This is a genomic window from Stutzerimonas sp. NM35, from assembly GCF_054604355.1.
This window is the reverse complement of record NZ_CM137728.1, coordinates 1407308-1432787: the sequence shown is the minus strand read 5'-3', so window position 1 is coordinate 1432787 and position 25480 is coordinate 1407308. Positions and strand designations below refer to the sequence as shown.

At 60.4% G+C, this 25480-nt stretch carries 23 protein-coding genes; 13 read left to right on the top strand and 10 right to left on the bottom strand.

Going from position 1 to position 25480, the window contains the following annotated elements:
- Nucleotides 1-165 precede the first annotated feature (165 nt).
- The 7 genes from ACYCFC_RS06795 (at nt 166) to ACYCFC_RS06765 (ending at nt 6625) form a co-directional block, all read left to right on the top strand.
- A complete protein-coding gene (locus ACYCFC_RS06795; RefSeq protein ID WP_459653492.1) occupies nt 166-1068 on the top strand; it encodes a hydroxymethylglutaryl-CoA lyase in 903 nt (300 codons plus the stop codon).
- Nucleotides 1069-1354: 286 nt separating this feature from the next.
- Nucleotides 1355-2536, top strand: a complete 1182-nt coding sequence (locus ACYCFC_RS06790; protein WP_459653491.1) for an acetyl-CoA C-acetyltransferase — start codon at nt 1355-1357, stop codon at nt 2534-2536.
- A gap of 2 nt (nt 2537-2538) precedes the next feature.
- Nucleotides 2539-3234: a TetR/AcrR family transcriptional regulator gene (locus ACYCFC_RS06785; protein WP_459653490.1), complete on the top strand. Its 696-nt coding sequence runs from the start codon at nt 2539-2541 to the stop codon at nt 3232-3234.
- Between the two features lie 90 nt (nt 3235-3324).
- Nucleotides 3325-3882 (top strand): GTP cyclohydrolase I FolE, encoded by a 558-nt coding sequence (gene folE / locus ACYCFC_RS06780; RefSeq protein WP_459653489.1) that lies wholly within the window; start codon nt 3325-3327, stop codon nt 3880-3882.
- Nucleotide 3883: 1 nt separating this feature from the next.
- Nucleotides 3884-4258: a dihydroneopterin triphosphate 2'-epimerase gene (folX, locus tag ACYCFC_RS06775; RefSeq protein ID WP_102833023.1), complete on the top strand. Its 375-nt coding sequence runs from the start codon at nt 3884-3886 to the stop codon at nt 4256-4258.
- Nucleotides 4259-4673: 415 nt separating this feature from the next.
- Nucleotides 4674-6041, top strand: a complete 1368-nt coding sequence (locus ACYCFC_RS06770; protein ID WP_131647891.1) for a DUF1329 domain-containing protein — start codon at nt 4674-4676, stop codon at nt 6039-6041.
- A gap of 74 nt (nt 6042-6115) precedes the next feature.
- The gene (locus tag ACYCFC_RS06765; RefSeq protein ID WP_131648933.1) at nt 6116-6625 is read left to right on the top strand and encodes a DUF1993 domain-containing protein; all 510 of its coding nucleotides are present in this window, start codon (nt 6116-6118) and stop codon (nt 6623-6625) included.
- A gap of 117 nt (nt 6626-6742) precedes the next feature.
- Here the strand turns inward: ACYCFC_RS06765 and ACYCFC_RS06760 are convergent, their stop codons facing one another.
- Both ACYCFC_RS06760 and ACYCFC_RS06755 read right to left on the bottom strand, forming a co-directional pair.
- A complete protein-coding gene (locus tag ACYCFC_RS06760; protein WP_131647889.1) occupies nt 6743-7099 on the bottom strand; it encodes a hypothetical protein in 357 nt (118 codons plus the stop codon).
- Between the two features lie 81 nt (nt 7100-7180).
- A complete protein-coding gene (locus ACYCFC_RS06755) occupies nt 7181-7939 on the bottom strand; it encodes an SDR family NAD(P)-dependent oxidoreductase (protein ID WP_131647887.1) in 759 nt (252 codons plus the stop codon).
- Between the two features lie 589 nt (nt 7940-8528).
- Between ACYCFC_RS06755 and ACYCFC_RS06750 the strand changes: the two genes are divergently transcribed.
- From ACYCFC_RS06750 to ACYCFC_RS06740, 3 genes are all read left to right on the top strand, one after another.
- Nucleotides 8529-9803 carry a cytochrome P450 gene (locus ACYCFC_RS06750; protein ID WP_021208043.1) on the top strand — a complete coding sequence of 425 codons (1275 nt, stop codon included), beginning with the start codon at nt 8529-8531 and terminating at the stop codon, nt 9801-9803.
- Nucleotides 9804-10007: 204 nt separating this feature from the next.
- Entirely contained in the window at nt 10008-10229 is a 222-nt protein-coding gene (locus ACYCFC_RS06745) for a ferredoxin (RefSeq protein ID WP_021208044.1), read from the top strand.
- A 171-nt stretch (nt 10230-10400) separates the two neighbouring features.
- Nucleotides 10401-11081, top strand: a complete 681-nt coding sequence (locus tag ACYCFC_RS06740) for a TetR/AcrR family transcriptional regulator (RefSeq protein ID WP_048512685.1) — start codon at nt 10401-10403, stop codon at nt 11079-11081.
- A 27-nt stretch (nt 11082-11108) separates the two neighbouring features.
- On the opposite strand, the gene ACYCFC_RS06735 is transcribed toward ACYCFC_RS06740, so the two are convergent.
- The 5 genes from ACYCFC_RS06735 to ACYCFC_RS06715 form a co-directional block, all read right to left on the bottom strand.
- Nucleotides 11109-12161, bottom strand: a complete 1053-nt coding sequence (locus tag ACYCFC_RS06735; RefSeq protein ID WP_230697618.1) for a phosphotransferase family protein — start codon at nt 12159-12161, stop codon at nt 11109-11111.
- The gene (locus tag ACYCFC_RS06730; protein WP_459653488.1) at nt 12158-13459 is read right to left on the bottom strand and encodes an acyl-CoA dehydrogenase family protein; all 1302 of its coding nucleotides are present in this window, start codon (nt 13457-13459) and stop codon (nt 12158-12160) included. The genes ACYCFC_RS06735 and ACYCFC_RS06730 overlap by 4 nt, the downstream gene beginning before the upstream one ends.
- A gap of 28 nt (nt 13460-13487) precedes the next feature.
- Nucleotides 13488-14225, bottom strand: a complete 738-nt coding sequence (locus tag ACYCFC_RS06725; RefSeq protein WP_459653487.1) for an SDR family NAD(P)-dependent oxidoreductase — start codon at nt 14223-14225, stop codon at nt 13488-13490.
- Nucleotides 14226-14324: 99 nt separating this feature from the next.
- Nucleotides 14325-16565 (bottom strand): CoA transferase, encoded by a 2241-nt coding sequence (locus tag ACYCFC_RS06720; RefSeq protein ID WP_459653486.1) that lies wholly within the window; start codon nt 16563-16565, stop codon nt 14325-14327.
- Between the two features lie 274 nt (nt 16566-16839).
- The gene (locus ACYCFC_RS06715) at nt 16840-17904 is read right to left on the bottom strand and encodes an MFS transporter (RefSeq protein WP_459653485.1); all 1065 of its coding nucleotides are present in this window, start codon (nt 17902-17904) and stop codon (nt 16840-16842) included.
- A 294-nt stretch (nt 17905-18198) separates the two neighbouring features.
- On the opposite strand from ACYCFC_RS06715, the gene ACYCFC_RS06710 reads away from it, so the two are divergent.
- A complete protein-coding gene (locus tag ACYCFC_RS06710) occupies nt 18199-18624 on the top strand; it encodes a VOC family protein (protein WP_042926807.1) in 426 nt (141 codons plus the stop codon).
- Here ACYCFC_RS06710 and ACYCFC_RS06705 read toward each other — a convergent pair.
- The 3 genes from ACYCFC_RS06705 to ACYCFC_RS06695 all read right to left on the bottom strand — a co-directional run bounded on the left by ACYCFC_RS06705 (nt 18606) and on the right by ACYCFC_RS06695 (nt 21470).
- Nucleotides 18606-19385 (bottom strand): SDR family oxidoreductase, encoded by a 780-nt coding sequence (locus tag ACYCFC_RS06705; protein WP_042926808.1) that lies wholly within the window; start codon nt 19383-19385, stop codon nt 18606-18608. The genes ACYCFC_RS06710 and ACYCFC_RS06705 overlap by 19 nt on opposite strands.
- A gap of 70 nt (nt 19386-19455) precedes the next feature.
- Complete coding sequence (locus ACYCFC_RS06700; protein ID WP_042926810.1) at nt 19456-20499, bottom strand: aromatic ring-hydroxylating dioxygenase subunit alpha; 1044 nt, start codon at nt 20497-20499, stop codon at nt 19456-19458.
- Between the two features lie 29 nt (nt 20500-20528).
- Entirely contained in the window at nt 20529-21470 is a 942-nt protein-coding gene (locus ACYCFC_RS06695; RefSeq protein WP_131647870.1) for a Rieske 2Fe-2S domain-containing protein, read from the bottom strand.
- 214 nt (nt 21471-21684) lie between these two features.
- On the opposite strand from ACYCFC_RS06695, the gene ACYCFC_RS06690 reads away from it, so the two are divergent.
- Both ACYCFC_RS06690 and ACYCFC_RS06685 read left to right on the top strand, forming a co-directional pair.
- Nucleotides 21685-22584 (top strand): LysR family transcriptional regulator, encoded by a 900-nt coding sequence (locus ACYCFC_RS06690; protein WP_459653484.1) that lies wholly within the window; start codon nt 21685-21687, stop codon nt 22582-22584.
- A gap of 167 nt (nt 22585-22751) precedes the next feature.
- Nucleotides 22752-25097 (top strand): FdhF/YdeP family oxidoreductase, encoded by a 2346-nt coding sequence (locus ACYCFC_RS06685; RefSeq protein ID WP_181101640.1) that lies wholly within the window; start codon nt 22752-22754, stop codon nt 25095-25097.
- Nucleotides 25098-25480: the final 383 nt, after the last annotated feature.

Genomic DNA, 25480 nt, shown 5'->3' with positions numbered 1-25480 from the left:
CCGGCCTACCCTGCTGAGATTCTGCACCCCGCTTATATGGGTGGCTCACGCCACAGACTAGCCTTGTAGGGTGGGCTTCAGCCCACCAGGCACGATGAAAAGGTCTCACGATCTCACCCCTAACCCAGGTGACGCTGCAAACATCGCGACACCCATGGAGAACAAATGACTCTGCCCAAACACGTCCGTCTGGTGGAAGTCGGCCCCCGCGACGGCCTGCAGAACGAAAAGCAGCCGATCAGCATCGCCGACAAAGTGCGGCTGGTGGACGACCTCAGCGCCGCCGGCCTGCAGTACATCGAGGTCGGCAGTTTCGTGTCGCCCAAATGGGTGCCACAGATGGCCGGCTCGGCCGAGGTCTTTGCACAAATCCGGCAAAAACCGGGCGTGACCTATGCGGCCCTGACGCCGAACCTGAAAGGCCTCGAAGCGGCCATCGAAGCCGGTGTCAACGAAGTCGCGGTGTTCGGCGCCGCGTCCGAAGCCTTCTCGCAGAAGAACATCAATTGTTCCATCGACGAGAGCCTGGCGCGCTTCGCCCCGCTGATGGAGGCGGCGCGCGAGAACGGCATCCAGGTGCGTGGCTATGTGTCCTGCGTGCTGGGTTGCCCCTACGAAGGTGAGATCGATCCGAAGCGCGTCGCTCATGTGGCTCGCGAATTATTCGCCATGGGCTGCTACGAGGTCTCGCTGGGCGACACCATCGGCACCGGCACGCCGGGCAAGACCCGCCAGCTGATCGAGACGGTCAGTCGTGAAGTCCCGCGCGACAAGCTTGCTGGGCACTTTCACGATACCTACGGCCAGGCATTAGCGAACATCTATGCCAGCCTGCTCGAAGGCCTCTGCGTATTCGACAGCTCGGTCGCCGGGCTCGGCGGCTGCCCCTACGCCAAAGGCGCCAGCGGCAATGTCGCCAGCGAAAACGTGCTTTACCTGCTCAACGGGCTGGGTATCGATACCGGGATAGATCTGGATCTATTGGTCGCTGCCGGGCAACGCATCAGCGATGTTCTCGGGCGGGAAAACGGCTCGCGGGTAGCGCGGGCGCGGCTGAGTGCCTTGTAACAATGAAACGATGAGCTGGCCTGCGGCCGGCTTACAACACAAACATGACTCGTTTGGCTCAATGCAAGAACAAGCTGTCGAGAACAGGCGTCGAGGTAATGCTCAAGCTCGCCAGTGAAGCGGTTGAAATACAGATACAGCAGGCCACTCGCTGCCACATGCAGCGCTAATTACCCAAGCGCCCGCCGTTACGCTCCGCTCCCCTTACCTTTTGACGGCGGGCGCTTTTTTATTCTTTCCCCTGCAGGGTCGCTTCATGGGCGGCATCAGGATCAAGGAGACAGACATGCAAGACGTTGTAATCGTCGCAGCAACACGAACTGCGATCGGTGCGTTCCAAGGCGCACTGGCCAATGTGAGCGCAACAGAACTGGGCAGCACGGTGATCCGTGCGCTATTGGAGAAAACCGGCATCGACCCGGCCACGGTCGACGAAGTGATCATGGGCCAAGTGCTTACCGCTGGCTGCGGGCAGAACCCGGCGCGCCAATCGACGATCAATGCTGGCCTTCCTTATAGCGTGCCAGCTATGACTGTGAACAAGCTCTGTGGATCCGGCCTGAAAACCGTGCATTTGGCTGCCCAGGCAATACGCTGCGGCGATGCCGAAATCGTCATCGCGGGCGGCATGGAAAACATGAGCCTCGCCCCTTATGTGTTACCAAAGGCGCGCACCGGCCTACGTATGGGCCATGCTCAACTGGCCGACTCGCTGCTGCAGGACGGGTTGCTTGACGCTTTTCATAACTATCACATGGGCATCACCGCAGAAAACCTCGTGGCCTGCTACAAAGTAACCCGCGAAGAACAGGACGCCTTCGCTGTGCAATCCCAACAGCGCGCGGCGTCCGCTATAGCTGGCGGTCGCTTCAAGGCGGAAATCACACCCATATCCATCCCGCAGCGCAAAGGCGATCCCCTGCTGTTCGATACCGACGAGCAGCCCCGGACAGACACCACGACCCAGTCTCTGGCCAAACTCAAACCAGCCTTCGATAAGAACGGCAGCGTCACCGCCGGCAACGCCTCGACGCTTAACGATGGTGCGGCAGCGGTGCTGTTGATGAGCGCGTCCAAGGCCAAAGCGCTTGGCCTACCGATTCTGGCCACCATCAAGGGTTACGCCAGCGCTGGCGTAGATCCTGCGATCATGGGGATTGGACCGGTCAGTGCGACTCGCAAGTGCCTGGACAAGTCCGGCTGGACACTCGAAGAAGTCGAGCTCATCGAAGCAAACGAAGCCTTTGCCGCACAGGCACTGTCGGTCGGCAAAGAGCTGGGCTGGGACAGCGACAAGGTAAACGTCAATGGCGGTGCCATCGCTTTGGGCCACCCTATCGGCGCATCCGGTTGTCGTGTGCTAGTTACCCTGCTCCACGAGATGATTAGCCGTGACGCCAAGAAAGGGCTGGCCACGCTATGCATCGGTGGCGGTCAGGGCGTCGCACTGACATTGCAGCGAGACTGACCATGAACCGCTCCTTGCGCGCAGACTGCCAACGGGGCAGGCCTCAACCGCTGATTGACCTCACCCACAGAGACGCCAGTCGGCCATTTCGGGCTGATACACCGCCGGTGCATGAGCGACTACGAATAGTGGCGCTGACGCTATTCGTCGAGCATGGCTTTCAGGCGGTCAGCCTGCGCCAGTTGGCCATGGCACTCGGCATGCAGGCCGGCTCGTTGTACAACCATATGGAGAGCAAGCAAACCCTGCTTTTCGAGCTGATCGAGGAGCACGAAACGGACCTACTGGATCTACTGGAGGCCGAAGATCCCCGTCAGGCGGACGGGCTGGCCCGCCTGCGCTGCTACGTCGACCTGCACATTCGATACAACCTGATGCATCAACATCGGTTGGTGCTGGCTCGCCGGGAGTCCCGCTGCCTGAGCGCCGAGCAACGCGCTTCAATCGAGGCAACTCGACAGGCTCACGTCGATCACTTGGAAAAAATTCTTCGGCAGATACCCTCACCGGCCGCGGCCGGACAAAGGAGTGCTGTCGCGCGCAGCCTGATGTCGATCCTCGAGGATGCGCCCACGTGGTGGTCACCGGACGATGCCTCTGCAGTCGAAGGTTTTATAGCAGTAGTGACGCAGATGGCGGTTGGTGGGCTGGCGGGACCCAGCGCGGAACGATCTTTACCGCTGGCTCGCTCGGCCTGAGCAGCCGACGCAGTTGCTTCAAATACAAAGGTGCTTCACCTCAATGCCAATAGCCTCCGCACAATCGAGGCGAACGTTAAGGAAGCAGTTATGAACGAAGACATGATTCAGCACTATCGCGGCATTCTTGAAGGTGTCGGCGAAAACCCGGAACGCGAAGGTCTGGTGGACACACCCAAGCGGGCCGCAAAAGCCATGCAGTACCTCTGCCAGGGTTATGGCCAGACCGTTGAGCAAGTCGTCAACGGTGCACTTTTCGAGTCGGACAATGATGAAATGGTCATCGTCCGTGATATCGAGCTCTATTCAATGTGCGAACACCACATGCTTCCTTTCATCGGCAAAGCCCACGTAGCCTACATCCCTACCGGCAAAGTCCTCGGGCTGTCCAAGGTGGCGCGAATCGTAGATATGTTCGCCCGGCGTCTTCAGATTCAGGAAAACATGACCAAGCAGATCGCCGACGCGATCATGCAGGTGACCAACGCTGCTGGCGTCGCCGTGGTCATCGAAGCGCAGCACATGTGCATGATGATGCGGGGCTGCGAGAAGCAAAATTCAGTCATGACAACTTCGGTGATGCTCGGTGAGTTCCGAGATTCGTACAACACTCGCCAGGAATTTCTGCAGCTCATTCGAGGCCGCTAACATGCCGAGACTGGAACCGGGATTGGCGCAGATTCGTGTCAAGAATTTGCGCCTGCGTACCTATATCGGCATCAAGGAAGATGAAATCCATAACAAGCAGGACGTGCTGATCAACCTGACCATCCTGTACCCGGCCGCCGATGCCGTGCGCGATAACGACATTGAACAGGCTCTCAACTACCGAACCATCACCAAGGCAATTATCCGGCATGTCGAGGAAAACCGCTTCGCCCTGCTGGAGCGGCTAACCCAGGAGGTGCTGGATCTGGCGATGGCGCCGCAGGCCGTACGCTATGCCGAAGTGGAAATCGACAAGCCGCACGCCCTTCGCTTCGCCGAATCGGTGTCGATCACCCTGGCCGGGCACCGCGATTGAGCGCCCCGCGAGCACTACACCGCGAAGCCTGCATGGTCGTCGGACGTGCGGACAAAAAAAAGCTGCTCACCCGAAGGTAGAGCAGCGAACCACCAGTCGCTCCTGGTTACGGGGATTCGCTCGCGTGGCGAGTCGAATCGGCATCAGTACCTGTTTGTCGGTCGTGAAATCGAGGCTTACGCCTGGCGCCTGCAATGTGTTGATCGATCGGAACCTGCCGTCACGGGCTGCTGTACCTCAGCCTACAACCCCACCATTTATTCGCCAGCGACTCGGCGCTGTTTCGTTTGACCCGAGATAAAACGGTACGCAAGCCGCAAAAACCGTTAACGGCTAGGGTAGGTCCTGATGCACGACCTCGCTCCTGCTCGAAGAAGCTCCATTAATAAATCCAAAAACGGAGACTGACCCCACGATGAAACTCCAACTCGCTCTTTGCGCCGCCCTCAGCGGCATCACGACGTTTTCTATTGCCGCAGTCAGCCCCGAAGAAGCCAAGCAACTGGGCAACGAACTCACCCTCTTTGGCGCGACCAAGGCCGGTAATGCCGAAGGCACGATCCCCGCGTATGAAGGCGGGCTGACCACCGCGCCTGCCGACTTCAAGCCCGACAGTGGCTTCTGGGCCGACCCGTTCAGGGACGAGAAGCCGCTGTACCGTATTGATGCGTCCAACGCGGACCAGTACGCCGACAAGCTCAGCGATGGCCAGAAGCACCTGCTCAAGAAGAATCCGGAAACCTGGTACATGGACGTGTATCCGACCCATCGCACTGCGGCGTATCCGGAAAATGTGATGGAAGCGACTGTGCGTAACGCCACTGCATGCAAGACCTATAACGATGGGCTTTCCATCGAGCCGGCATGCCGCGGCGGCCTGCCGTTTCCGATTCCGAAAACCGGCAACGAAGTGATGTGGAACCAGTTGCTGCGCTACAAGAACGGGCCGACCGCTACCACTACGACCTCCTCCAACAGCTGGGTTATTGACAGCAACGGCACCATCACCAAGGCCGCCGAACAGGCCACTTTCGAGGAATTCCCCTACTACCAGACAGACCGCGATGATCGTGACCCGGAAATGTATGCTCGTGTGTTTTCTCTAAACAAACAGCCTGCGCGCCGAGCCGGCGAAGTAACAGGTATCAGCGATTATCTGGACCCGACCAAGAAGCCACGCCGCGCCTGGAGCTACACGCCAGGCCAGCGCCGCGTCAAGCTCGCGCCTGAGTTCGCCTATGACACGCCTGTGGCGAGCCAGGGTGGCGTGACGTTGTTCGACGAGTTGCAGATGTTCGCTGGCATGCAGGACCGCTTCGATTTCAAGCTGGTGGGCAAGAGGGAAATGTTCATTCCTTACAACGCGTACAAGTTCAACTTCGAAGCCGACCAAATGGACCAGTTCAGCGATCATCACGCCAATCCGAAGTACGAACGCTGGGAGCTACATCGCGTCTACGTAGTGGAAGCCACACTCAAGCCCGGCATGCGCCACGTGTACAGCAAGCGCCACTACTACCTGGACGAAGACACCTTTGGAGCAGGCCTGTATGACGCCTGGGACCAGGACGGAAACCTCTACCGCTCGATGTTCCTGAGTGGCGTTCAGCTGTATGACAAGCAGATTCCATACGCTGTGAAGAACGTCATCTACGACTTCAACAAGGGCATGTACGGCGTGATCAACGACGGGCTGAAGGGTGGCTTCAAGATTCCAAAGGAAGCGTTACCCGAGCGGCAGATGAATGCCGAGGCCATTGTCAGCCGTATCACCCAACGCTGATGTCCGCGCGGTCGCCGGGCGACTCTACAGCCACGCCGACCGTTTCTATTGAACGCCTTAACAGGAGAACAACAATGGCGCTCACTATGCACCAGTCATCTGTTTTTTATTTCACCCGCCTGTTGAACAACCTTTCAGACATCCTCGCCAAGGCGCAGGCCCATGTGGACGAAACGGGCGCCGATCCGAAAGACCTGCTTGAAGCCCGTTTGACCGATGACATGTTCAACCTCAGCCAGCAGATTCAGATGGCATGCTTGCATCCACTGCTGTTTGTCGCAGGCATCACGGGCAAGCCTGCCGAACTCCAAAAGGATGAAGATCGCAGCTTCGCCGAGCTGCGCTCGCGGATTAGCAAAACCGTCTCCCTTCTGGAAAGCGTTCGCCCCGAGGATCTCAACGGCAGCGAAGACCGCGAAATAGTGCTGGCCACACCGCGAGCCGACCTTCCATTCACCGGCCAGGGCAGCCTGCAGATATTTTCGTTGCCGAACTTTTTCTTCCACGTCGTCACCGCCTACGACATTCTGCGGCACCGCGGCGTGTCGCTAGGCAAGATGGACTTCCTCGGCGGCCTGAAGTAGCACGATAGTGCTACACGCGGGGATGTGCTTATAAAGTGCGCGGCCGCACGGGGTGCCAGAAGAACGAAGTCGCCGGGCATATGCCCGGCGATTCTTTATCACTGCATCACTGCAAATTTATTGAGGCTCGCAGACCAACTTGGCTTGCAACGGTGCGCCGGTGTATTTACCCGGCACGGCGAGGCTGGTCTGTTCGCCCGGCTCTATGGTGGTGGGTGGCGGCGCGTCGCTTTGGGCTTCAGCCGGTCCCGGCTGCAGTTCGCACATAACGCTGACATCGGCATTGTTAGTGATCTGCAGCATCTGCGTTGTGCTGGCAGTGGCCGTGCCAGCACTCCCTCCTCCGCTGGAACCAACCACCTCGGTCTCGATGTCGAGACCGTTCAGCTGCTTGTCCAGATCGAGCCCATCAGCCATTGCCGTTACAGGCAGACAGATAGCCAGACCGCAAAAGATCAACATGTTCTTATTCATTGTCGTTACCTCCGGTAAGGCGGGGCGGATGCCCCTGAATGTCAAAGCCGCTCCGTGGCAACTAGTGCTCCGGTCGCTGACTTAACTCAGCATTAACATTCCGCCGTCGATCATTAGAGTCTGGCCTGTTACGAAGCGCGAACCTTCGCCGGCAAGAAAAACCAGAACGGGTGCCAAGTCTTGCGCGGCATCGCCAAGCCGACCTCCCAGCGGGATCAGACTGGCCATGAATGCATCGTGCTGCTCGAGCTGTGCGTCACTCATGCTGGCGCGAGTGGCGTCATACATCGGCGTCCATATCGCCGGAGCGATGGCGTTAACGGTAATGCCGTGCGGACCCCACTCGCGTGCGACGGTGCGCGTCCATGCCAGGACCGCGCCCTTGCTGGCAGCGTAGTGTGCCTTGCCTGGCTGCCCGCCCACGCCAGCGGCTGAGGCGAAGTTGATGATCCTCCCGCCACCTTGGTGCATATGCTCGTAGGCTGCGCGATTGGTCAGAAAGGTGCCGCGAGCATTCACCGCGAACACTTTTTCCCACTCATCCAGGGTGATTTCATCTGCAGTGGCGTTGGGCGCAATTCCGGCAGCATTGACCAATACGTCCAGCCCGCCCAACTGTGCGGCAGCCCAAGCAAAGGCCCTTTTTACCGATTCCGTATCCGAGACATCGCAGATATGCGAACGAGCCCAGCCATTGCCCTCGATTGCCTCCTGCGGGGCGCTTTCGCTTAAGTCGAGACTCGCCACATGGGCGCCTTCGTTTACAAAAGCCGCGACTACCGCGGCGCCAATTCCTCGTGCGCCACCCGTAACGATGACGCGCTTGTTATTCAATTGCATGCCTGTGCTCCAAACTATATGGGCCTTCGTATAAAGGCGGCTTCCTGGCGATCACGTCATGTTTCGCGCAACGGCAACGGGCATGAGTGAATGAAGTTCATCCAGAAGCTTAGTAAGCAACATCGGACGCTGCGGGCGTATCGCCATTTACATACGGTTTTTCGTTTAACCCGAAGTCAAACGGAATGTAGGGAACCTTTCATGTATTGAGTTTTTGCGCACCAGCGCTGCTTGCTCGAAATACTTGGAGAAAACCCAAGCCTCCGTACCCAACGGGGCCTTGGATCGACAAGTCGCAACGCCGCGCTAACGGCGGACCAAGGAGAATTCGCACCCTTGTCCTGAGGCGTTTGGGCACCACGACTTTACGCCGTGTAAACGGCTTCCCGCCCGAGAAATCGCTGTCGCTGTTAGGGTGAGCGCTCTGCTGAACAGACGCCCAAAGCGGACACGCGAATGACTCGGTTATCGCCGCTCGGGAAACGAATGCCACCCGGCTCCAACTTGCCTGGATGCCGGCCACATGCCCAAGTCGCCTGTTCGAGGCATGAGAACAACTACAACAAAACCAAATCGGGAATCGAAGCCAATGAGCCAGTTTGAACAACTCGACATCGTCGCGGCCTATCACGCCGTAAGCGACACATACCTCGGCACCGATGTAGACATTCACGCGCTGTGCCGCCAGTACCGCCATAACGAACCGGTGATGAAGGGCGATTTCGTCGATACCTATTTGAAGGTGCCGACAAACGCTGGCGCCAAAGCGGCCAAGGCGACGGTGACAGTGTTCAAGCACAAGGACATCATGGCCATCATGCGCGACGCCGAAACCTACACCAATGGTTTCATCGCCGAAGGGCTAGGCGCGTTCTTCGACGGCCTGATCATCCTTGCCATGGATGGCGAGCAGCACCGCCGGACCCGGGCGCTGCTGCAACCGGTGTTCATGCCAGAGACGGTCAACAAGTGGCGTCCGGAAATCGACCGGGTTATCCGCGAGGACTATTTGCAACCGATGGTGGCGGATAAGCAAGCCAACCTGATGGACTTCGCACTGGATTTCCCGATACGCGTGATGTATGCCCTGATGGGCTTTCCAACCAGCGACACGGAAAAATACAAGACGTACGCTACTTGGGCGTTAGCCATGGTGGCGGGCAATCAGATCGACCCGGAAAAAGCCAAGATCTACGGCCCACTGGCTGGTCAGGCGGCCAAGCACCTTTATGATGGAATCAAGGAGGTCGTCGTTGCACGGCGAGCCCAAGGCACCCAAGAGACAGACCTGATCAGTCGCCTGATCAACGCCGAAGCCGAAGGCCGCTCACTGGACGACCATGAGATCACAACATTCGTCCGCTCGCTGACCCCGGCAGCTGGGGAAACCACCACTCGCACGTTCAGCTGCATCATGACCAACCTGATGCAACGTCCCGAACTAGTGGAGCGGATACGCAACGACCGCAGCCTCATCGGCAAACTCATCGACGAGGGGATCCGCCACGAGCCTATCTCGACCTTCAAGGTTCGCCAGACCTCGAAGGAAGTGGAAATTGGCGGGATCATCGTGCCGAAAGGCGGCATGGTTCAGTGCATGACCATATCCGGCAACCGCGACGAGGACGTCTTCGAGAACCCGGACGAGTTTGACATCGACCGCAAAGTAAAGCCGTCATTCGGCTTCGGCTTCGGCCCGCATATGTGTATCGGGCAGTTCGTCGCCAAGGTGGAGCTGAACTGCGCGATCAACGCAATGCTCGATCTGTTTCCAAACATGCGCCTGGACCCATCCAAGCCAGCACCCAGAATTTCCGGTGGACAGCTGCGTGGTACCCGCGACATCCATGTGCTGTGGGATTGAGCGCGTGACGAGCCACGTAAACGAGGCGGCCGCAAGGCCGCCCCTCCACCGTTGTCTAACGCCCGCCGGAAATCGCTGCACTACGGGAGGACATCATGCCTGAACCGAGCAAATGGGCAGCGTTACGGAAACGAGCAAGCCTCTGGGGCGTCCTCATTTTCGCCAATCTGCCGCTCTGTCATTAAACCTGGCCGGAGAAACACCATGAGCCTGCACACAACCCAATACCAAGTAATCGCCGACCGCAGCCGTTGCTGCGGTTACGGACTCTGCGCTGCGGTCTGTCCGGAAATCTACAAACTAGACGATGACGGCATTGTCTATCTAACCATCGACCGCGTGCCGCCGGAGTTGGAAGAAGGCGCTCGCGAGGGCGCCGCTGCCTGCCCCGCCGAAGCGATTTGGCTGGAGGCGATCACAGACTGAAACGCACGGGATGCGATTCTGCGCAGCCAAAGTAAATTCCGATATCGAGCCTACATTCCACTTTGAGGGCAGGCAGACCTCAATCATAACGGTATGCATCATTCACTGGCCTGGCTGCCCTGGCCGAGATGGCTTAGGCTCAGATGCTTACCAATAAGATGTCGAGACACCATGCATCCGCCACGCGAGACCGAAGCCTTTTCCCGAAAACGCGCCACTCTGGAGCGTCTACTTGCGGAGGCGCGCAGAATCTTTGCGGAAAAGGGCCTCGCTGGTGCGAGGCTAGAGGAAATTGCGAGCGCGGCAGGCGTCACGCGCCAATTGATCTATCAATACTTCAGCAATAAGGAGACTCTGTTCACCAGCGTGCTGGACGAAAGCACGGCGCAAATTATAAAGGACCTGCTATCAATGGACCTTGATCAGTTGCCGCCACGCCAGGCGCTGACAGCTCTACTGGAATACCTTTTTGATCAATACGGCGCGGATCCTGAGTTGCGATCACTCGCACAGGAGAGCTTTCGCCTCCATGAGCATGGGACGCACAACCAGAATCGCTTCGGCGCCATAGCTGCACCGCTTATAGAGCTGATCGAACGAATCCTCAAACGCGGCGTTAAAAGCGGAGATTTTCTGCCTGACGTAGACGCGCGTATGTTCTGCGGTGCCTCCATGTTACTGACCACCCTCTGGTTCACCAGTCGCCACATCACTTCCACCGCAACGGGATTTGACACCAATACACCCGCAGGTTTGAAAGCGTGGCGCAGCTACGCGATCGATTTCGTGCTTAGCGCCGTGTTGGCAACAAATCGACCCTCGTTGAGTCGACCCAAGGTTAACGCTGGCTAGCTCAGCGAGGCCGGTTCGCTCGAACAGCTAGCCAATACGCTCTAACGCCTTCTCGAAAAGCCGTAGCGCCGAGGCATGGTGTTTTCTGCCGTGTTCTATCGACACTTTGCCCGCGCAGGCCCGGGCGTAACTGACTTCGAGAAATATGCCAAGCTTGAAAGCCGCCAGTACCAGATACCAGGTAAAGGCTTCGAAGCTTCGGGAGCTGCCCACCACGTAGCGCGCCACCAATTCATCCGCTGCGGGAAAGCCGTCCCAGGGATGCACCTCGATCGTGCCGGCGCCATGGCCGCTGGCGTCCGGCCATGTCACCACCAGCCAGGCCAGATCAAGCAGAGGATCGCCAATGGTAGCCAGCTCCCAATCGACGATCGCGCTGAGCGCCGGCCCCTCGCGGCTGAACATCACATTGGACAGGTGATAGTCGCCATGCAGGATGCTGGGGCTGAACCGTTGCGGGCAGTTGTCATTCAGCCAGCGCGCCAGCCGGTCGAGTCCGGGAAGACTGTCTGCGCCCGGCCAACCGGCATAGCCGGCGACGCTTTCGAGCTGATGCAGCCAGCGCGCGACTTGTCGTTGATGGAAACCGTCGGGGCGCCCGAAGCCGTCGAGGCCGATGGCTCGATAGTCCAGCTCATGAAGGCAGAGCAGCGCATCGACCATGGCCAGCCCCATGCGCCGACGCATGTCGCGGTCGGCGGCGTGGGGCAGCGGCAAGCCGGCCGCGGAATTGGGGTTGAAGCCATCCACCGGTTCCATCAGGTAGAACTTCGCGCCCAGAACGGCCTCGTCATCGCAGGCGGCGACCAAGCCCGCATGCGGCACCCGACTGCCCGCCAGCGCTTTTAGCATGCGAGCTTCGCGCGCGATGGTCTTGCCGCCTACTTCTCGTAGCGCCGCCGATGGCCGACGCAGCACGAATTCACGCTCGCCTCGCCGAAAGCGCAGCAACAGATTCTGGGTGCCGCCGGTCAGTCGCACGGCGTTTTCCAGCGGCCCGGACGCGAGCTCCCGCTCATCCATCCAGGCGCCCAAGCGGGCGAGATCGACCAGCTCATGCCAGTCAGCCCCGCCGCTCAACGCTGCTCTCCGCTTTGTTCCAGCGTCGCCAGCGCTTCAGCATATTTTTCACGCGCCAGTGCCGCCGCAGTCGGGCGATGGTAGCTGGGAAACAGGCTGTCGCTTGGCTGATAGTCGCGCAGCAGCTGTCTGGCCACCGTCACCTTGTGCACCTCGGTCGGCCCGTCCGCCAGCCCCATCTGGAAGGAGCGCAGGATGTACCCGGCGAACGGCATCTCTTCGGATACGCCGATCGAGCCATGCACATGCAGCGCGCGGGCGGCAATGTCATGCAGCACCTTGGGCATGGCTGCCTTTACTGCAGCGATGTCTTTACGCACGCGCAGATAGTCCTGGTACTTGTCGATGCGCCAGGCGGTGCGCATCACCAGCAGCCGGAACTGCTCCAGTTCGATCCAGGAGTCGGCAATCTTTTCCTGCACCATTTGTTTTTCGGCCAACAGGCCACCTTGCGTGGTGCGCGACAGGGCGCGCTCGCACAACGCATCGAGCGCTCTCTGCGCCTGGCCGATCACACGCATGGCGTGGTGCACGCGACCACCGCCGAGTCGCACTTGAGCGACGACGAAGGCTTCGCCGGGCTTGCCGAGCAGGTCGGCGGACGATGCCCGCACCTTATCGAAACGCAGGTAGGCGTGCGTCGCCTCCGGATCATCCGCTATGCCGACGTTGCGCACGATGGTCACGCCCTGCGCATTCGCCGGCACGATGAACATGGTGGTGCCCTTGTGCACCGATACGCTCTTGTCGGTCACCGCCATGACGATGAAGAACGCCGCATAGCGTGCATTGGAGCCGAACCACTTCTCGCCGCTGATCAGCCAGTCATCGCCGTCGCGTACGGCCTCGGTGGTGAACACGCTGGGGTCGGCGCCGCCCTGGGGCTCGGTCATGGCGAAGCAGGAGACGATCTCGTTATCGAGCAAGGGTTCGAGGTATTTGCGCTTCTGCTCCTCGCTGCCGTAGTGGGCGAGGATTTCGCCGTTGCCCGAATCCGGCGCGTGACAGCCGAACACGATAGGCGCGAACAGTGCGCGGCCGAGAATTTCGTTGATCAGCGCCAGGCGTACCTGGCCGTATCCCGGCCCGCCCAGCTCCGGACCAAGATGACAGGCCCAGAGCCTGCGCGCCTTGACCTGCGCCTGTAGTGGACGCACCAATTGCTTGAACAGAGGGTCGTGGATGTTCCAGGGGCTGCCCAGTACATGTTCCAGCGGCTCGACCTCTTCGCGGACGAAGCGGTCGATCCAGTCCAGTTCCGTTTGAAAGTCCGGATCGGTTTCGAAATCCCAGGCCATGTCGTGCTCCAAAAAATATGAGTGGCGCTCAAGCGAGCAGCATGCCGCCGTCGACCAACAGGGTCTGACCCAGCATGTAGCCAGCCAGCGGCGAAGCCAGGAACAGCGCAACGTTGGCCATGTCCTGCGGGGTGCCGAGGCGGCCCAGCGGGATACCACGAAGCGCACCTTCGAGACGTTTGGGGTGTTCCGTGGTGATGCGCGTGAGCTTGGTTTCCACCAGGCCCGGCGCGATGCCGTTGACACGGATTCCCTCACGCGCCCAAGCCTCGCCGAGCGTGCGCGTCAAACCGAAAGCGCCGGTCTTGGAGGCGTTGTAGGCCGGATTGCCGCGGGTCGAATGGAAGGCGGCGGCCGAGCTGACGATGAGCATCGCGCCTCGTGATTCCTTCAGCAGTTCGAAGAACTTCTGCGCGCAAACCATCAGGCTGGTGAGGTTGATATCGACGACTTTCTTGAAGCCGTCGGTGAGAAATTCCTGACGGTCGTACAGCACTGTACCTTGCGCCTGAACCAGCACGTCGAGGCGAGTGAACGGCACGATCGCCGCCTCGATCAGGCTGGCGTTGGAGACATCGACCTGCACGTAGTGCAGCCCTTCAAGATGCGAATCCGCCGAGTCGGCGTAATCCTGCGCGCTCGGACGAGTGCCCCAGACGTGCACCTCGGCGCCGCGTTGACGGAAGTTCTGCGCGATGCCGTTACCGATGCCGCTGGAGCCACCGACGACCAGCACCGTCTTGCCGCTGAAATCCAATTCGTTCATGCGTTATTCCTGTGTGTTCAACCCAACCCGCGATCGAACGATCGGGTCGGGTTCATCGTTGACTTCGGCCGGAGTGGGCCGCCTTCGTGCATCAATTGCTTACAGCCGAACCACACCGGCCGCGGCCAGACGTTCCAGTTCGCTGTTTTCCAAGCCAAGCCCGCCGAGTACATCGCGGCTGTGCTGGCCGAGGGCGGGCGGCGGACGATCCAGCGACAACGGCAGATCACCGAAATCCCAGAACGCGCCAATCTGTTGCAGCTCGCCGTACACCGCATGTTGATAGTGGGTATGCAAGCCAGCCGCGGCGTGGTCGGGGTTGTCGAGAAAGGGGTCGAGCTGCGCCTCGAGAACGGCTTCGGCGGGCACGCCTTGTGCGCTCAAGGATGACAGCGCATCGGCCTGGGTCCGCCCGACGAAATACGTTTCGGGGTCCGCTCCGGCCAGCGCACGGAAACGCTGCGCTTCTTCGGGTTCCAGCGCCGCCACGGCGATCCAACCGTCATTGCAGCAAAACAGCCGGTGCGTGTCGCAAAGGCCGGTCTGGCTGGCGTCCAAATGCGCGATGGGCGTGACGCTGCCGTCCTCACGGCCCACCGCTTCGCTCATGGTGAGCAAGGTCGCGCCAAGCAACGACGCGTTCACCATCTGCCCTTCACCGGTCCGCGCGCGCTGGTAAAGCCCCAACAGCAGAACGTACAACGAAGAAAGTCCTGCAAAGAAATCACCAACGCCAAAACGCAGCCACATCGGCGGTTGGCCGGCACCGCCCTGCTCCACTTCCCAACCGCAAGAGGCTTGCATCAACTGGTCGAAGCCGGGCCAATCGGCACGTGGTCCGGTGGGTCCGTAAGCGCTGACGTGGCAATAAATGAGTTGCGGATTGATCCGCTTGAGGCTGTCGTAATCGACCTTCAGCTTGCGTGCCGCCGGCAGGCGCATGTTGTGATGGACCACATCGGCCCAACGCACCAGCGCCTCGACCGCCGGTTGACTCAGCTCATCGCCGAGTTTTAGCGCTACGCCCAGCTTGCCGCGCTGAGTCCCACTGAAAATGCGCTCCAGTCGGCGCATGGCATCGCCGGTCGGGGCCTCGACCTTGATCACCTCCGCGCCCAAATCGGCCAGCATCATGCAGGCGAACGGCCCAGCCAGATAGGCGCCCAAGTCGAGCACCTTGAGACCATGCAAAGGAGGCAACGGCTCGCCCTGACGCCCAGTGCCCGGAACCAGACGCAGCGTTGGCGAGTCCTTGAAGTCGCTGTCATTGTCCGCGCCGGGCTGAGGTGCGGAACGGCCGATGCGTGCCGGTGGGGTGATCATCCAGGCTGGCCCCGGTTGCAGCGTCTTGCCGAGCGTGGCGTCTTCCACTTCGACCACATACCCGTTCAGTCGCGCCTGCTCATCGAAATAGATGTCGCCGAAGGGCGCGGCAATCTGCGCCGAAACATCGTGCTGCCAGAAATGCTCGACCCACTCATGAGCGGGCCGCGTGGCGATGATGGCCCGGTTGGCTCCGAAATTCGGCGCCACGTGGCTCGGCGGCCATTGCGCATTGAGCCGGGCGACTTCCGCCTCGCCCAGTTCTGCCATGGCATTGGCCATCAATGGGGCTTTATCCGGCGAGTAATGCACATGAATCCAGCGGCCGTCGGCGCACTGGTGCAGCGGGATCGGAATGTGCTTGTCCAGCCCCTTGGCGAATACCGGCGTCGGTGTTTGCGCGCGGCTCCAGTGCATGGTCATCGGGACCAGCGCGGCCTGAGCCAGACTGGTGTGCGCGGCGCCGCCACGGCCATCACGATCACGCGCGATCAACCGCGCCATCACGCCCACCACACACAGCCAGCTTGCCAGCCAATTGGCAAAGGGCATGCGCACGAAGACCGGCCCAGGGCGGTGGCCCGGCTGTTCGTCGAGCAGGCCCAGGCGTGCCAGCACCAGCGTTTCACGTGGCACTGCCCCAGCCAGTGGATGCTTCTTCGGCCAGCCGGTAATGGCCGAAACGATCAACGCAGGAAAGCGCTGCGCCAGCTGTGCATCGTCGAGCCCCAGCGTCGCGGCCTGCTTGGGAGTGAATTCGTGAATAAGCACGTCGGCCGCGGCCAGCAGCCGTTCGAGCCGCTGCTGCCCGTCCGGCACGTTGATATCCAGCGTGACACTGCGCTTGCCCCGATTGAGCACCGCGAACAGCGCTTCCTCGCGCCGAGCCGGGTTGTCGGGCGGTTCGACCAGAATCACCTCGGCTCCTGCCTCACATAGCTGCAACCCCGCCGCAGAGCTCGCGATACCAGAACCCAGGTTGACAACACGTAGGCCGTGCAATGTTGAATCACTCATAAGCACCTCTGGGTGTCTTGTTATTGTTCCAATGTTTCACTGTTCTGCTGCTCTGCTGTTCTGCTGTTCTGCTGTTCTGCTGTTCTGCTGTTCTGCTGTTCTACGCCGGAGCGAAACCGTGCCCGGCCTCGTTCGGCGAATTAAGAAGCTAGTGCATGAACCAGGATGATTCCAGTGTCAGACTGATAGTTTTTATACAGAATCCTATAAATTGTTTATTTGCACTAACTTCGTACGATTTTTTGCAGCCTACTTGGCTATCCCCCGGCAGAGCCTAGCCGACGCGCCTGCCAGCTACCCCCGCCAGCAGCACGCCACTCATCAACCAGAACAGTGACGCGGCACCAAGCGCCGCGCCCAGCACGCCGAACAGCAGCGGCATGCTGGCTCCGGAACAATTGATAAATACCGAGCGCACCGCCAGCCCTTCGCCGTGACGCGCACTGGGGGTTACATGGTGCAGTTGTGTCATCAACGCAGGCTGAATGGTGCCCAGCGCAACACCCAGCGTGGCGGTTCCCAGGGCCATCGCCCAGGCGGGGCCGAGCCAGGGGTAGATGGCGTACACCGCTGCGGTGAGCAGCAGGGCACTCAAGATGATCGAGCGCTGCGACAGACGATTGGCCAGTAGCGGTATCAACAGCAGCCGCACCAGTGTCGAGGTTACGGCGTAGGCGGCGAGGATCGCGCCGATCACCGAGGCGCTCATGCCCCGGGCATTGCCCAGAATCGGCAAGGCGAAGGAATGCACATCCCAGCTGGCCGACACCAGCCAGTTGATGAATAACAATCGGCGAAACGACGGCTCGCGCAGCAGATCCCATGCAGGGCGTCGCTGCTCGCGCGATACCGGGGCGGCCATCTGTTCGCGCGGCACCCACTGCGATAGCAGCAGCGTACCGAGGGGCAGTATCGCCAGGGCCGCAAACGCAATGCGAAAACCGTAATGATCGATCAGCAGTCCCGTTCCCAGAGGCCCGATCAGGCTGGCCAGGGCCGGCGCGATAGCGATCCAACCGAATACCTTCATGCGCTCGCCTGCGTTACGCGCCAGGCGCGCCGCCGTGCGCTGAAGCGCGATCAACCCGAAACTGGAGCCGCCGCCACAGAGTGCGGCAGCCAGACAAAGCCACAGGTAATGACTCGTCGAACTGGCGATCACCGCGCCGGCAAAGGACAGGCTCGCGGCGATGCGTGTCGGGCGGTGATAGCCGTGTCGGTCCGCCATACGACCCGCGGTCAGGGCGAGAAATACCGGCGCGGTCGCAAACATCGCCATCACCACGCCGACCGCCCAGACATCCATATCGCGTTGCAGCAGCTGCAGTGGCGCGGCCATGCGCATCCCGGTCAGGCATGAGTGCATGCCGATCTACAGCACCAGGACCCACAGCTTGAAGTAGGAAAGGGCTCAGCGAGCGCTCCGTCAGATGACGCCGACAGGGTCACGAGCGGTGCCGTAAGCGGAAGGGATTGATGCAGGGCGTGAAGCAGAATCGGATGCGTACATTCAAGTCATTCTTATTGTTGGAATCTTGAATATAGACAGATATCAGCTATATGTACAATTACCTAGCGTCGCGATGCCAGCATCTGTTCATATGCGATGCGACCACATCCAAGGGAGAGCTTCGTGATCGAACGAATGGACCACTTCACGATCGTGACGGATCAGCTGCAGGCAACGCGCGAGTTCTACATTGACCTGCTCGGGTTGACCGAAGGCCCGCGCCCGCCTTTTCCGGTGGCTGGCTTGTGGCTCTATGCCAACGGCCACCCGCTGCTGCACGTGGTGCAGGTGCAGCGAATGCCAGAGCCCCGCCGCGGCGTGCTCGACCACATGGCGTTTTGGGCCGAAGGGCTGCGGCAGACATGGCAACTGCTCGAAGATCGCGGCATCGAATTTCGTGTCATCAGAGCGCCGGGGGCGGTCCGTACCTGGCAGCTGTTTTTCCTGGACCCCAATGGCGTGGAAGTGGAGCTGGACTTCGCGGCTGAGGAAACGCCTCCCGAAGACTGGAAAGCCCGCTTGCCGCCGCGTCAGATCAAGCCATCGTAGCTCCCGCCATCCACTTGAAGGTTTTGCCCCGAGATGTAGCTCGCCTGAGCCGAGCAAAGAAATGCACAAGCCGCGGCGAATTCTTCCGGCTTGCCGAACCGCCGCGCCGCTACGGGCCTGAGCATCTCGGTGCGCGCATCTTCCAGGCTCAGCTTTCTGTGCTTGGCCAGCTGCGCGGTCATGTAGCGCAAGCGGTCGGTTTCGATGCGTTCAGGTAGCAGGTTGTTGATGGTCACGTTGTCGCGCACCACTTCGCTGGACAACGCTTTGGAAAACGCCGTCAGCCCTGCCCGAGAGGCGGTGGAAAGTCCCAAGGGCAGGCGCGGCGACTTCACCATGGCCGAGGTGATGTTGATGATCCGTCCGAAGCGCCGCTCGCGCATGCCACCGACCACGCCCTGGATCAGCAAGATTGCCGACAACATGTTTGCCTCGATAGCCCGCAGCCAGGCCGCATGGTCCCAGTCTTCGATCCTGCCCGGCGCGGGGCCGCCGTTGTTGGTGATCAGGATGTCGGGCGCGGGACATGCGGCGATCAGGGCGGCTCGGCCTTCTTCGGTATTCAGATCGCCGCGCACGACAAGCGGCCTGTGACCTGTGGCGGTCTCGACTTCCGCCGCCGTGCGCTCCAACTGCTCGGCATCGCGCCCGTTGATCAATACGCGGCAACCTTCCTGCGCCAACGCCAGCGCGCAGGCCTTGCCGAGGCCACGAGACGAAGCGCAGATAATTGCGCTGCGCCCTGCGATTCCCAAATCCATAACGCTGCTTCCTGTCGTTGCCAACGGTGTCGGCGTATTGCGTGTTCGACGTCCTCGCGCCGGCGAGGTATCAGCCGTCCATACCCAGCAATTGGGTGATGTCCCGACCCGGTTCGGCATCGGAGCCATAGGAAAAATCGCCCTTGCGCTGACGTTCGGCCAGCTGCTCCATCTGAAAGCGATAACGAGTGCCGGGCGCATCGAAGCGCGAATGCAGGTCGATGCGTTCACCCGGCTCGAAATAACGCTGGTTCTGCGGACGCACCACGGAGTTGTCCTGCGGCTGGATGATGTAATTGATGCGCGGCATCAAATAGCGGAACGGTGCAGGTGCCGCCGTGGTGTTGAACGTCACGTCGCAGCGCGAGCGGTGTTTGCCCACCGGCAGGAATGGCTGCAGATTGGGCACGTCGTAACCCGGACGAAAGCGCGGATAGGAGATACACACGTTGCTGCGCAGATGAATATGCAGCACGGCGCGGAAGTCCTGGTACTTCGCTCGCACACCGCCGACCCAACGCATCACTGGCGCGACGGACTTCTGCGCGACCGTGCGGGTACGTGTCACGGTTTCCGACGTCCACTCCACTTCCACCACGTCCGATTCCGATATCCCGTCGCCGATGGTATTGGCATGTAGAAAGTCGGCGTGGGTCAGGTCGATGAGGTTTTCCACCGACAAGGCAGAACTGGCATCGAAACGAACCGTGCGCTGGGTGTAACCAGGAAGACTGCCATCAACCGGCAGAAACGGGATGTGCGGCAGCAGCAAGGAATCGGCCGCATCAGGATTGCCATACCAGGCCCAGATATAACCGTAACGCTCGACAACCGGGTAGTAGCCCATACCGCCGGTAAACTCGGTGAATGATGCACGCTCGGCATGCAGGCGCTCGGGATGAAACTCGGCCGCAAATGGCCGACCGTCCTTTCGCCAGAGGTAATAGCTCTGGGAATGGATGATCCGGCGGATGGGCCGCTCGGTGACATCGCGGCTGTGGGATACCGGGAACCAGGTATCGCGCAGGTCATAGTTGGTCGGTGTCCAGTCTTTGCGAATCCGGCGCGCAGCGGCTTGCGGCTGTGCATCGGAAAGAGGCGTGGCGGCGTGCATGGAATTCTCCGGGTTCAGCTGAATGAAGATCAGACGGCGAGGCGTTGTTCAACGACTATCTGCTGACGCAACTCATGTAAGTCACGCGAGGGTGCGACCAATAACGCGGCGATGGCCGAGCCATCGATCGTGGCATTCACGCTGAACGGCGCTCTGCCTGCAGTCCGTGAGGCGCGCCAGCGCAACGGCGCGCCCGCCATGCTGGTCGTGTGCTGGAAGCCGCGCCAACAGAGGCTGGTGGTGCCTCGTCGGTTGGCGCTCGCACCGATGAAAAGCGTGCTGAGCGGCGTTTCATCCTGGCTCAGCAGGTCCACCCGGATGGTGCCGCCACGCAGCGGAACCGCCGTGCGAACGATCAGCGGGTAGTCAGCCACGAACTGCGACGGCAAGATCTGACTCGACCAGACCGCGCCCCTGTCGAGCACGAGACGGTCGTTCACCAGTTGCGGATCGCCCAGGAAGAAATCCGTTATTTGCACTGAGTCGAAGCCCAACAGGCAGTTGGGCCCATCCAGCATCACGGCGAGGTACTCATCGTGCGTCATGCTGACGACGGCGCTTCCCGTGTACTCACGCCCCGTAGGGGAGTAATCGGCGCTTGGCAGGGTGGCGTCCGGCTCGCCGTCGCCCACCCATACATGCACGAAACCGTTACTTTCTTTTGCCACAAAGGCGCGCGCCGCATGGCGTTGCGGGACGCGTTCGCTGGCGCTCAGGTTCGGGATAGCGGTACAGGCGCCGCTGGCTCCATCGAACGTCCAGCCGTGATAGCCACACTGCAGCCCGGAACCCACGACGCAGCCTAGCGATAACGGCACCCGCCGGTGCGGACAGCGATCTTCCAGGGCGAAGACCTGCCCTTCAGCGTTGCGGAACAGAACCAGTTCTTCCCCGCCGCAGGTCACGGCGAGAGGCTTTACATTATTCACGGATTCGCAAAGGGCCGAAGCCCACCATGAGCTGGTCGCCATCGAATGTTTGCCTCGTATTGTTATTGTAGATGCAGCCAGGCGACGTCCCCGATCCGGGCGCCTCGCCTCAGACCAAAGTAGACCTTGGTGTAAAACGAAACAACATTAAATAGGCATATTTTAATATTTTGTTCATATTTTCTTCGCCGGTACGCGTAGGCGTTTTGATCGCAAATCCTCGCGGATACGGCCACCACTTGTCTGAGACGCACCATTGGATATCAAGCAGCTGAGATTTCTCGTAGCGCTGGACGAAACCCGGCACTTTGGCCAGGCCGCAGCACGCTGCCATGTCACTCAACCTACGCTTTCGATGCGCTTGCGCGGGTTGGAAGATGAGCTGGGCCTGCATCTGGTGACGCGCAGTCAGCGTTTCGAGGGCTTTACCCCGGAGGGTGAACGCATTCTGGCCTGGGCCCGTAGCCTGCTTGCGGCGCAGGACGGTCTCTACGCCGAGGCAGCATCCTGTCGCGGCCAGCTGGTGGGTAGTCTGCGTTTGGGAGTGGTACCGCTGGCGGGTTTCAATCCGATGCAATTGGTGACTCTATTTGCCGAGCGGCATCCAAGCCTGCACTTCCAGCTGTTTGCCTTGAGCAGCGATCAGATTCTGGAGAGGCTGAACCGGAACCAGCTCGACCTGGGTATTTCCTATCTCGAGCGTCTCGACCAGGCGCATTTCGCCAGCCTGCCGCTGGGTGAAACGCGGATGGGGTTGCTGCACGACCGGCGTCACTTTCGCTTTCCAGGTGCCTCTGTCACGTGGGAGGCGCTGGTGACGCTGCCGCTCGGCATGTTGTCGAGCGGCATGCATTTCCGGCAATCAATCGATCATGCGTTGCGCAGTCGCGGCCTGAATCCCGCCCCTAAACTGGAAACCGACGCGGTGCATCATCTGCTGCAAGGGGTCAGCGCAGGCCTGTGCTGCGCGGTGATGCCACTGGACAGTGGGCTCGGTGAATCGGCGGATCATCTGACCCTGACGCCTATTGACGATGCCAGCACGCTCGCCCCGCTTGGCCTGATTCTTCGCCTCGATGCCCCACGTTCGGTACTCGGCGAAGCCTGTTTCGCCGAAGCCGAGGCCATGCTCTGCGCTGTCCACATGCCGGATTGAGCCAAACCGGTGATCAAGCGTGTCGATAACGCAATCGAACATAGCGATTGGACGCTGTTGCCATAGAACTCATAGGCTCCACAGGTCGTGGTGCACATCGCGCACGGCTCGGCCTTACCTGGGTACAGGCAGGTCGATGTGAACCTACGCGCAGATGAGTATTGAGCATGAGCCGCCCGCCCCGTTCCCAGCCTGCCTCTCGTTACCAGCCCTATCACGGTCCCGCTGGTGGCTGGGGCGCGCTGCGCAGCGTGGCGCAATCATGGCTGGGCAGCGGCAACGCGCTGAAGAACATTCGCACCTTGTTGAAAACCAACCAGAACGGCGGCTTCGATTGCCCCGGTTGTGCCTGGGGAGATTCGCCCCATGACGATACGGTGAAGTTTTGCGAGAACGGCGCCAAGGCAGTGAACTGGGAGGCGACCAAAAGACGTGTCGATGCCGAATTCTTCGCCCGTTACAGCGTCAGCCAATTGCGCGAGCAAAGCGACTACTGGCTCGAGTACCAGGGTCGTCTGACCCAGCCCATGCGCTACGACGCCGACACTGATCATTATCTGCCGATCGGCTGGGATGCGGCCTTCGCCCTGATCGGCGAGCAGCTGAAGAGGCTGGAAACGCCTCATCAGGCGGAGTTCTATACCTCCGGACGGGCCAGTAACGAAGCCGCGTTTCTTTATCAGCTGTTCGGCCGCGCGTTCGGCACCAACAATTTTCCCGACTGCTCGAACATGTGCCATGAGGCCAGCGGCGTCGCGCTCGGCGGCAGCATCGGTGTCGGCAAAGGCACGGTTACCTTCGATGATTTCGCTCATGCCGACGCCATCTTCGTGCTCGGCCAGAACCCCGGCACCAACCATCCGCGCATGCTCGAACCGCTTCGCGAGGCAGTGCAGCGCGGTGCTCAGGTCGTTTGTTTCAATCCACTGAAGGAGCGAGGACTGGAGCGTTTCCAACATCCCCAAAAGCCACTGGAGATGCTCGGCAACCAGGATGCACCGACCAATACCGCCTATTTTCGTCCCAACCTCGGCGGCGACCTGGCAGCGTTGCGCGGAATGGCGAAGTTTCTTCTTCAATGGGAGCGCGACGCCCAGCAGCAAGGCACCGACGCGGTGTTCGACCATGCCTTCATTGACGAACACACGCAGGGGCTCGATGACTATCTGAACGTCATCGACGCTACACCCTGGTCGCTGATCGAGGGGCAATCGGGGCTGTCGCGCGCCGATATCGAACAGGCTGCGCGGATGTACCGCCACGCAGAGCGGGCAATCGTCTGCTGGGCCATGGGCATCACCCAGCATCGCCATTCAGTAGCAACCATTCAGGAGATCGCCAACCTCTTGCTGCTGCGCGGCAACCTTGGCAAACCGGGCGCTGGCGCCTGTCCGGTGCGCGGTCACAGCAATGTCCAGGGCGATCGCACCATGGGCATCAATGAGCGGCCGCCAGCGGCGTTGCTGGATGCCATCGAGCAGCGCTTTTCGTTCAGCGTGCCACGCGCACATGGCCACAACACGATCGAAGCGATCAACGCCATGCTTGCCGGCCAGGCGAAGGTGTTCATCGGATTGGGCGGCAATTTCGCTCAGGCGACGCCCGACTCGCCCCGCACCCACGAAGCGCTGCGCAATTGCGAGCTGACGGTACAGATCAGCACCAAACTCAACCGCAGTCATCTGACCAATGGCAAACAGGCGCTTATTCTGCCCTGCCTCGGCCGCACCGACATCGATCTGCAGGCCAGCGGTCCGCAGGCCGTGACGGTCGAAGACTCGTTCAGCATGGTTCACGCCTCCTGGGGCCAGTTGCAGCCGCTATCGCCACAGATGCGCTCGGAGCCGGCGATCGTCGCTGGCATCGCCGCAGCCACACTCGGTAAGCATCCGATGGATTGGCACTGGTTAGTGGAAGATTACGCACGCATTCGGGAACTGATCGAAGCAACCATCCCCGGCTTCGCCGACTTCAATGCCAAACTCAAGCAGCCCGGCGGTTTCTACCTGGGCAACGCAGCCGCACGCCGAACCTGGAATACTGCGAGCGGTCGTGCTCAGTTCAAGCACCACCCGCTGCCCCTGGACTTGGTGCCGGCAGAGGCCAGCCGCGACGGCCAAACGCCGGACCTTATCTTGCAGACGCTGCGTTCGCACGATCAGTACAACACCACGCTGTATGGGCTGAATGATCGCTATCGCGGAGTCAAAGGCATGCGCGAGGTTGTGTTCGTCAACCCAAGCGATCTTCAACGGCTCGGGTTCGAGAACGGAGAAGTCGTTGATCTGATCTCGCTCTGGGACGACGGCATCGAGCGGAAGGTGCGCGGATTTACCCTTCTCGCCTACGACACCCCCTTGGGCCAGGCCGCCGCCTATTACCCGGAGACCAATCCACTGGTGCCGCTAGGAAGCTTCGGTGAAGGAAGCCATACACCTACATCCAAGTTCGTCGCCATCAAGGTGATAAAAAACGGAAAACAGACGGAGCGGGATTTGCTAGCGCATGCATGACGAAGCGATGCACGTGTCCGTGTAGCTAGCCCAACCTGAGATGGGCGACCCAGCAACCTTCGGCGTTGGTGGGAGCGTCTGGGCGCGTCGCAAACGCTTCGGATCGCTGCAGCGTGTCATTGGCCAAACCCAGCGTTCATTGGTCGCTCACAAATGGGGCAAATCGCTTATCGCAGGCTGACAGTAGCGGGTCTGACGGTCATCCACGTCACTGCGGCAAGCAATCCGGCCGCTGAAAAAAGTCCATGAGCTAAGAGTCAGGCACCCCGCCTTGTCCGCGCCATTTCCGATAACAACGGGAGTGTCATCGAATTCATGAGCAGCCGGTCCGCAAATATAAACAACCGCTTCGGCACCACGATGGCTGGGTCGCACGTCAGCCC

Excerpts from the sequence above, each read along its gene's own strand:
- ACYCFC_RS06795 (WP_459653492.1), top strand. The coding sequence starts at position 166 with ATGACTCTGCCCAAACACGTCCGTCTGGTGGAAGTCGGCCCCCGCGAC.
- ACYCFC_RS06790 (WP_459653491.1), top strand. The coding sequence starts at position 1,355 with ATGCAAGACGTTGTAATCGTCGCAGCAACACGAACTGCGATCGGTGCG.
- ACYCFC_RS06785 (WP_459653490.1), top strand. The coding sequence starts at position 2,539 with ATGAACCGCTCCTTGCGCGCAGACTGCCAACGGGGCAGGCCTCAACCG.
- folE (WP_459653489.1), top strand. The coding sequence starts at position 3,325 with ATGAACGAAGACATGATTCAGCACTATCGCGGCATTCTTGAAGGTGTC.
- folX (WP_102833023.1), top strand. The coding sequence starts at position 3,884 with ATGCCGAGACTGGAACCGGGATTGGCGCAGATTCGTGTCAAGAATTTG.
- ACYCFC_RS06770 (WP_131647891.1), top strand. The coding sequence starts at position 4,674 with ATGAAACTCCAACTCGCTCTTTGCGCCGCCCTCAGCGGCATCACGACG.
- ACYCFC_RS06765 (WP_131648933.1), top strand. The coding sequence starts at position 6,116 with ATGGCGCTCACTATGCACCAGTCATCTGTTTTTTATTTCACCCGCCTG.
- ACYCFC_RS06760 (WP_131647889.1), bottom strand. The coding sequence starts at position 7,099 with ATGAATAAGAACATGTTGATCTTTTGCGGTCTGGCTATCTGTCTGCCT.
- ACYCFC_RS06755 (WP_131647887.1), bottom strand. The coding sequence starts at position 7,939 with ATGCAATTGAATAACAAGCGCGTCATCGTTACGGGTGGCGCACGAGGA.
- ACYCFC_RS06750 (WP_021208043.1), top strand. The coding sequence starts at position 8,529 with ATGAGCCAGTTTGAACAACTCGACATCGTCGCGGCCTATCACGCCGTA.
- ACYCFC_RS06745 (WP_021208044.1), top strand. The coding sequence starts at position 10,008 with ATGAGCCTGCACACAACCCAATACCAAGTAATCGCCGACCGCAGCCGT.
- ACYCFC_RS06740 (WP_048512685.1), top strand. The coding sequence starts at position 10,401 with ATGCATCCGCCACGCGAGACCGAAGCCTTTTCCCGAAAACGCGCCACT.
- ACYCFC_RS06730 (WP_459653488.1), bottom strand. The coding sequence starts at position 13,459 with ATGGCCTGGGATTTCGAAACCGATCCGGACTTTCAAACGGAACTGGAC.
- ACYCFC_RS06725 (WP_459653487.1), bottom strand. The coding sequence starts at position 14,225 with ATGAACGAATTGGATTTCAGCGGCAAGACGGTGCTGGTCGTCGGTGGC.
- ACYCFC_RS06720 (WP_459653486.1), bottom strand. The coding sequence starts at position 16,565 with ATGAGTGATTCAACATTGCACGGCCTACGTGTTGTCAACCTGGGTTCT.
- ACYCFC_RS06715 (WP_459653485.1), bottom strand. The coding sequence starts at position 17,904 with ATGGCCGCGCCACTGCAGCTGCTGCAACGCGATATGGATGTCTGGGCG.
- ACYCFC_RS06705 (WP_042926808.1), bottom strand. The coding sequence starts at position 19,385 with ATGGATTTGGGAATCGCAGGGCGCAGCGCAATTATCTGCGCTTCGTCT.
- ACYCFC_RS06700 (WP_042926810.1), bottom strand. The coding sequence starts at position 20,499 with ATGCACGCCGCCACGCCTCTTTCCGATGCACAGCCGCAAGCCGCTGCG.
- ACYCFC_RS06695 (WP_131647870.1), bottom strand. The coding sequence starts at position 21,470 with ATGGCGACCAGCTCATGGTGGGCTTCGGCCCTTTGCGAATCCGTGAAT.
- ACYCFC_RS06685 (WP_181101640.1), top strand. The coding sequence starts at position 22,752 with ATGAGCCGCCCGCCCCGTTCCCAGCCTGCCTCTCGTTACCAGCCCTAT.